This is a genomic window from Brevundimonas sp. CURTG3B2_SDJG (genome assembly GCF_057364705.1).
This window is the reverse complement of sequence record NZ_JBNFOJ010000201.1, coordinates 1-5,377: the sequence shown is the minus strand read 5'-3', so window position 1 is coordinate 5,377 and position 5,377 is coordinate 1. Positions and strand designations below refer to the sequence as shown.

Sequence of the window (5,377 nt, the reverse complement as noted above, 5' to 3'; positions counted from 1 at the left end):
TGCGGGAAGCCGTCGCCGAACTGGACGCCTGGCTCGCCGCCGCCGCCCGCCGACCGTCTGTGGAGGGAGACGCGCTGGACGCGCGCCGGACGAGCGTGGAGGCGACCCGCGTCGCCGCCCTGCGCGGCCTTCCCCTGGTCCGCGGCGTCCAGAACGCCGACCTCAGGGCGCTCGGCGCGCTTGGCCCCTGTGTCGAAGGCGTCGCCGCCTGGCGCGACGATTGGAAAGACGCCCTGGGCCTGTCCGGCCGCCGGCCCAGAAAGATCCGTCCCGATCGCGACCGGCTGCTGCGCCTGCGCGACGACCTGATCGGCCGCATCGACCGCGCCCTGGCCGAACTCGCCACGACCCGCCCCCGCCGGGCCGACATCGAGGGCCGTCTGGCCGACTTGCGGAAACCGCTCTGACGTCCGGCGGGCGTCCGGCTAGGCGACGATCCGTCCGATCCGGACCAGGGTCCCGCTCGGATCGCTGACCGCGAACTCATAGGTTCCCCAAGGCTTCAGCCGGGGCTGGTCGTCGTTGATGATCAGCTCGCGCACCCGCTCCGCCACCGCATCGACGTCCTCGACGTAGAGGTAAAGCCCCAGGGGATTGTCTTCGGCCGTCGCGGGCCAGCCCGGCGTCTGGGTCAGGTGCAGATGCCAACCCCGGCCGTCGGCGAGGATCCTGTAGTTTCCGTAGTCGCTCATGACCTCGAAGCCGAGCCGCCGGTAGAAGGCTTCGCTGGCCTCCATGTCGCGGCTGGGGATGATCGCGATCGCCCTGTGCAGTTCCGTCATGAGTTCCGTTCCGAAGGATCGCGCAGCAGGGAGGCCGCGGTCAGCGCCGACCATGCCCCGAAGACCAGCGTGGCGACAACGGCCGGGACCAGGCTGAACGCCCCACCGCCGAACGCCAGCCAGCCGACGGCGAGCGCCGCGGCGGCGAGGCCCCAGGCTCCCGCGATCTTGGCGATCGGATCCTGACGCAGCATCCGGGCCGACCACAGCCCCATGGCCGCCGCGACCATCGCCACGCCGAACACGGCGAAGGCCTGGTTGAGCGCCGCCAGCGTCCCGAATTGAATCGAGGACGCCGAGGCGGAGCCGGCCCGCGTCGCCAGACCTCCCATCGCGAAGCCGTTGATCACCCCGGCCGCGATCAGCGCCGCCATGCCGCCCGTGAACGCGACGCGGCCCGTCCGAACCGACAGGTTCCCGTCCCCCAGCCAGCGCGGAAGGCTCGATCCGCCCACGCTGATGGCCAGCAGGCAGGCGACCATGCCGCCGTGCACGCCGGCGTTGCTCCAGTCGCTCAGCAGCAGGCCGTCGTCCGGCCCCTTCAGCGACGTGGGATGATGCAGCATCAGGATCAGCGCCACGCCCGTGCCCGCGAGCAGCAGCCCGCCCGCCTGTCGCGCTTCAAGTTTCGTGATCATTCCGCCCTCCGATGTGACCGCCAAGTCTGCCCCGCGGACCCGGCGCCAGCGAGGGACGAACCGCGCCGGATGTCCGCTTCCGGACAATCCGCCCGGATCGTCCGCGATCGGTCCGGCCCGCCGGGCTGACCCCGCCGGCGCCGATGGGCTAGGGTGGGCCGATGGATCAGACCGGCGCCCGCGACCTCGACCGCCGCACCCAGCGGACGCGCAAGGCGATTTCGGACGCCTTCATCGGCCTGATCTTCTCCAGGCGCTACGGCGCGATCCGCACAGCGGACGTCATCGAGGCGGCGGGCGTCGGCCGTTCGACCTTCTATGAGCATTTCCGCAACAAGGACGAGGTGCTGGTCGCGGTCATCGAGCCGCTGTTCGCGCCTCTGGCCGACGCCGCCGCCGGCCGTGGGAACCTGATCGCCCTGCGGCGGGTGCTGGACCATCTCTGGGAGCAGCGGGCGGTCGGGCGGCTGCTGTTCGAGCCTCCGCTGGCGGCCAAGCTCCAGCGCAAGCTGGCCGCGATGATTGAGGCCCGGTCCGGGTCCGCCCGAGGGACGGACGGACCGCCCGCATCGCTGGTCGCCATGGGTGCGGCCGCCGGCCGCCTGGCCATGCTCAGGATGTGGCTGGTCGGCGAGGCGCCCTGCCCGTCCGAGGTCCTCGCCCGCCAGTTCCTAGCGCGATAGCGCCTAGCGCGCGTTCTGGTCCGTCCAGCTTACGATCTGGGTCTGGATGTCCCGCGTGGCCGTGTCGAACGCAGCCACGATCGCGCCGACGCGGTTCTCGCCGGCCGGCTGCTCGACCGTGAACACCCGCTCGGCGGCCACGGTCCGCTCCTGGGCGTTCAGCAGCCGCACCCGGGCTACGATGGTCACCACCGGCGCGGCGCCCGGCGACGCGTAGCGGGCTTCGAAGGTCCGCACGTCGATGTCCAGCGCCTGGGACGACCGCGTCAGCTCGCGCGGCCCGACCAGGCGCACTCGCGTCGCCTGATCCGCGAAGGCGGTCTCCAGCGAGTCGCTGAACAGGATGTCGGCCGAGCTGACCCAGCGCGCGCCCTTGATGTAGGCCGCCTCGGTGCCGGTGACGCCCAGGATGCGGTCCTCGCGCACGGCCTGAGGGAACTCCGGCCGGCGCATGGCGACCTGGGCCTGGGCGGCCGGGGTGGCCTCGCTTCCGGCCCCGCCGCCCGAGGCGCCGAAGCGGTACAGCTGCACCGGATCCGGCGTCGACAGCAGGGCGCAGCCGCCCATCAGGACGGTGACGGCGAGGGCGGCGGCGGCCTTGAAGGCGGGGATCACGGCTGGACCTCCATTTCACGGGATTGCGGACGACCGATGAACTCGCGCGGGCTGGCGCGCACGTCGTCGATCAGGGCCTGCAGCGACCGGGTCGCCTCGTCCAGTTGCTGGATCGACTGTTGCAGCTGCGGCAGGCCGGTCGTGGCGAAGTCGCCCAGCGGGCGCTCCAGGCTGGTCGCCGAGCGGTTGATCGACGCCACGGCCTGCTGGGCCTCTTCGGCGGCCTGGTTGATGTTGGCCATGGCCTGCCGGCCGTCGGTCTCGACCAACTGCCGGGTGCTGGCGCCCAGGGCCTCGTACTCCCCGATCGCGGCGTTGGCCTTGGTCAGCGCCTGCTCCAGCTGCTCCAGCATGCCCTTGCGGGCCTCCAGTTCGGTGGTCAGGGCCTCGACGTTCTTCAGGCTGGTCGAGAAGCTGCGCACGTTGTCGTCCGACAGCACCCGGTTGATGCGGTTCAGGGCGTCCACCGTCTGAGCCAGCACCGTGCCCGAGCCTGACAGCAGCTCGGCGATCGGCGAGGGCTGGCTCTGGATCACCGGCACGACGTTGTCGGGATACTGGGTCTTCAGGATGGCGCTGTTCGGATTGCCGGCGGTGATCTGGATGTAGTTCAGCCCGGTGATCCCCTGCGGCTCCAGCTGGGCGCGCGAGGTCACCCGGATCGGCGTGGTCGCGTCTACCCGGATGCGCGCGATCACCTGGTCGCCCTTCTTCGGGTCCAGGTTCAGGTCGGTCACCTCGCCCACGCGGATGCCGTTGAAATGCACCTCCCCGCCCTCCGACAGCCCGCGCACCGGCCCGTAGAAGACGATGTCGTAGATGTCGTAGTCGTTGTTGAACTGCAGGCGGGCCAGCCAGATCGTGAACACGCCAGCGCCGCCAGAAGGGCGACGGTGGCGATGCCGACGGCGGCGTAGTGGGCGTCTCTTTCCATAATCCCGCTCTCCTCAAGCGGCTCTGTCGGCGGCGCGTCCGCGCGGCCCCAGGAAGTATTCCCTGATCCACGGATGCTCTGAACGCTCGAGCTCCTGGACCGTGGCCTTGGCCACCACCTGCTTGTCGGCCAGCACGGCCACCTTGTCGGTGATGGCGTAAAGGCTGTCGAGGTCGTGGGTGATCATGAAGACCGTCAGGCCCAGGTCGTCGGACAGTTGGCGGATCAGTTCGTCGAAGGCGGCCGCCCCGATCGGGTCCAGCCCCGCTGTCGGCTCGTCCAGGAACAGCAGTTCGGGGTCCAGCGCCAGCGCCCGGGCCAGGCCCACGCGCTTCCTCATCCCGCCCGATAGTTCTGCGGGTTTCAGGTGATGCGACTCCGGCCCCAGACCGACCATGGCGATCTTCATCTCGGCCAGTTCGCGGATCACCTCGCGCGGCAGCCGGGTGTGCTCCACCAGGGGCGAGGCGACGTTGTCGATCACGCTCAGCGACGAGAACAGCGCCCCCTGCTGGAACAGGATGCCGGTGCGACGCTCGATGTCCGCCTCCTGGTCCTTGGTCAGGGTCGCGCGGTCGTGGCCGAAGATCCGGATCTCGCCGCCCTCGGGCTCCTTCAGCCCGATGATGGTGTTCAGCAGCACCGTCTTGCCGGTCCCCGACCCGCCGACCACGCCCAGCACCTCGCCGCGGTCAACATCCAGGTTCAGGTCCTGGTGGATGACCCGGTCGCCGAACTGGCTCAGCAGGCCGCGCACCTCGATCAGCCGCTCGGGCCCTTTGGTCGGGGCGGCCGTCACAGGTTCAGCTCCATGAAGATGATGGCGAAGACGGCGTCCAGGAAGATGATGGCGAAGATCGCCTGCACCACCGCCGCGGTCACCCGCCGGCCCAGGCTCTCGACGTCGCCCGCCACGGCCATGCCCTGGCGGCAGCCGATCGCGGCCACGACCACGGCGAAGACCGGCGCCTTGATCATCCCGACCATCAGGTGGTTGCCCATCATCGGATCCTCGCTGATCCGCTGGACGAAGAAGGCCGGGCCGTAGCTGAGCTGGCTCCAGGTCACCAGAAGGCCGCCGAACATTCCGGCCACCATGCCGATGAAGGTCAGGAGCGGCAGCATCACCAGCATCGCGACCAGCCTGGGGATGACCAGGGCCTGAAAGGGGTTCACCCCCATCACCTGCATGGCGTCGACCTCCTGGTTCATCCGCATCGAGCCGATTTCGGCGGCGAACGACGAGGCGGACCGGCCCGCCAGCAGGATGGCCGAGATCAGCACCGCCAGCTCCCGCAGGGTGGCCACCGCGACCAGCTGCACGGTGAAGACGCCGGCCCCGAACTGGGTCAGCAGATTGGCGCCCAGGAAGGCGATCACCGCCCCGATGAAGAAGTTGGTCACCGCGACGATCGGGATGGCGTCCAACCCGGCCCGCTCGCCCTGGCTGAACCAGGCGGCCCAGCGGATCCGGCTCGGGTGCCTCAGCGCGGCGCCGCTGGCGGTCACCAGGCGGCCCAGAAAGGCCATCCCCAGCGTCGCCTCGGCGAGGATGTCGTGCATGCCCCGGCCGATCTTGGCGAAGCCGCGCACCCACGGCGGCGAGCGGCGCTGCGGGCCGGCGCTCTCGCGCTCCAGCTTCTCGACCTGGCGTAGGTGCGGCCGCCTCGGGGCGCTCCGTCCAGGCCGAGGCCGGCAGCAACCCGTCGGCCGCCTGCATCAGCG

8 protein-coding genes are annotated in these 5,377 nt (G+C 70.6%); 2 read left to right on the top strand and 6 right to left on the bottom strand.

The window, feature by feature from the left end:
• Nucleotides 1-407, top strand: a 407-nt coding sequence (locus tag AC2W7C_RS13040) for a hypothetical protein (protein WP_486001825.1), incomplete at its 5' end; no start/stop codon positions are given.
• A gap of 18 nt (nucleotides 408-425) precedes the next feature.
• Here AC2W7C_RS13040 and AC2W7C_RS13035 read toward each other — a convergent pair.
• Together AC2W7C_RS13035 and AC2W7C_RS13030 are read right to left on the bottom strand one after the other, a co-directional pair.
• Nucleotides 426-782: a VOC family protein gene (locus AC2W7C_RS13035; protein WP_486001824.1), complete on the bottom strand. Its 357-nt coding sequence runs from the start codon at nucleotides 780-782 to the stop codon at nucleotides 426-428.
• Nucleotides 779-1,420, bottom strand: coding sequence for a hypothetical protein (locus tag AC2W7C_RS13030; RefSeq protein ID WP_486001823.1), 642 nt, complete (start codon nucleotides 1,418-1,420; stop codon nucleotides 779-781). Before AC2W7C_RS13030 ends, AC2W7C_RS13035 begins: the two co-directional genes overlap by 4 nt.
• 161 nt (nucleotides 1,421-1,581) lie before the next feature.
• On the opposite strand from AC2W7C_RS13030, the gene AC2W7C_RS13025 reads away from it, so the two are divergent.
• Entirely contained in the window at nucleotides 1,582-2,103 is a 522-nt protein-coding gene (locus AC2W7C_RS13025) for a TetR/AcrR family transcriptional regulator (RefSeq protein WP_486001822.1), read from the top strand.
• Nucleotides 2,104-2,106: 3 nt separating this feature from the next.
• On the opposite strand, the gene AC2W7C_RS13020 is transcribed toward AC2W7C_RS13025, so the two are convergent.
• The 4 genes from AC2W7C_RS13020 to AC2W7C_RS13005 all read right to left on the bottom strand — a co-directional run bounded on the left by AC2W7C_RS13020 (nucleotide 2,107) and on the right by AC2W7C_RS13005 (nucleotide 5,215).
• On the bottom strand, nucleotides 2,107-2,718 hold the full coding sequence (locus AC2W7C_RS13020; RefSeq protein ID WP_486001821.1) for an ABC-type transport auxiliary lipoprotein family protein: 612 nt from the start codon (nucleotides 2,716-2,718) through the stop codon (nucleotides 2,107-2,109).
• The gene (locus AC2W7C_RS13015; RefSeq protein ID WP_486001820.1) at nucleotides 2,715-3,587 is read right to left on the bottom strand and encodes an MlaD family protein; all 873 of its coding nucleotides are present in this window, start codon (nucleotides 3,585-3,587) and stop codon (nucleotides 2,715-2,717) included. Before AC2W7C_RS13015 ends, AC2W7C_RS13020 begins: the two co-directional genes overlap by 4 nt.
• A 78-nt stretch (nucleotides 3,588-3,665) precedes the next feature.
• Nucleotides 3,666-4,451 (bottom strand): ABC transporter ATP-binding protein, encoded by a 786-nt coding sequence (locus AC2W7C_RS13010; RefSeq protein ID WP_486001819.1) that lies wholly within the window; start codon nucleotides 4,449-4,451, stop codon nucleotides 3,666-3,668.
• On the bottom strand, nucleotides 4,448-5,215 hold the full coding sequence (locus AC2W7C_RS13005) for an MlaE family ABC transporter permease (protein ID WP_486001818.1): 768 nt from the start codon (nucleotides 5,213-5,215) through the stop codon (nucleotides 4,448-4,450). Before AC2W7C_RS13005 ends, AC2W7C_RS13010 begins: the two co-directional genes overlap by 4 nt.
• Between the last annotated feature and the right edge of the window lie 162 nt (nucleotides 5,216-5,377).

Bases quoted from the DNA above. Each gene is read 5' to 3' on its own strand.
- AC2W7C_RS13035 (WP_486001824.1), bottom strand. From the start codon at position 782: ATGACGGAACTGCACAGGGCGATCGCGATCATCCCCAGCCGCGACATG.
- AC2W7C_RS13030 (WP_486001823.1), bottom strand. From the start codon at position 1,420: ATGATCACGAAACTTGAAGCGCGACAGGCGGGCGGGCTGCTGCTCGCG.
- AC2W7C_RS13025 (WP_486001822.1), top strand. From the start codon at position 1,582: ATGGATCAGACCGGCGCCCGCGACCTCGACCGCCGCACCCAGCGGACG.
- AC2W7C_RS13005 (WP_486001818.1), bottom strand. From the start codon at position 5,215: ATGCACGACATCCTCGCCGAGGCGACGCTGGGGATGGCCTTTCTGGGC.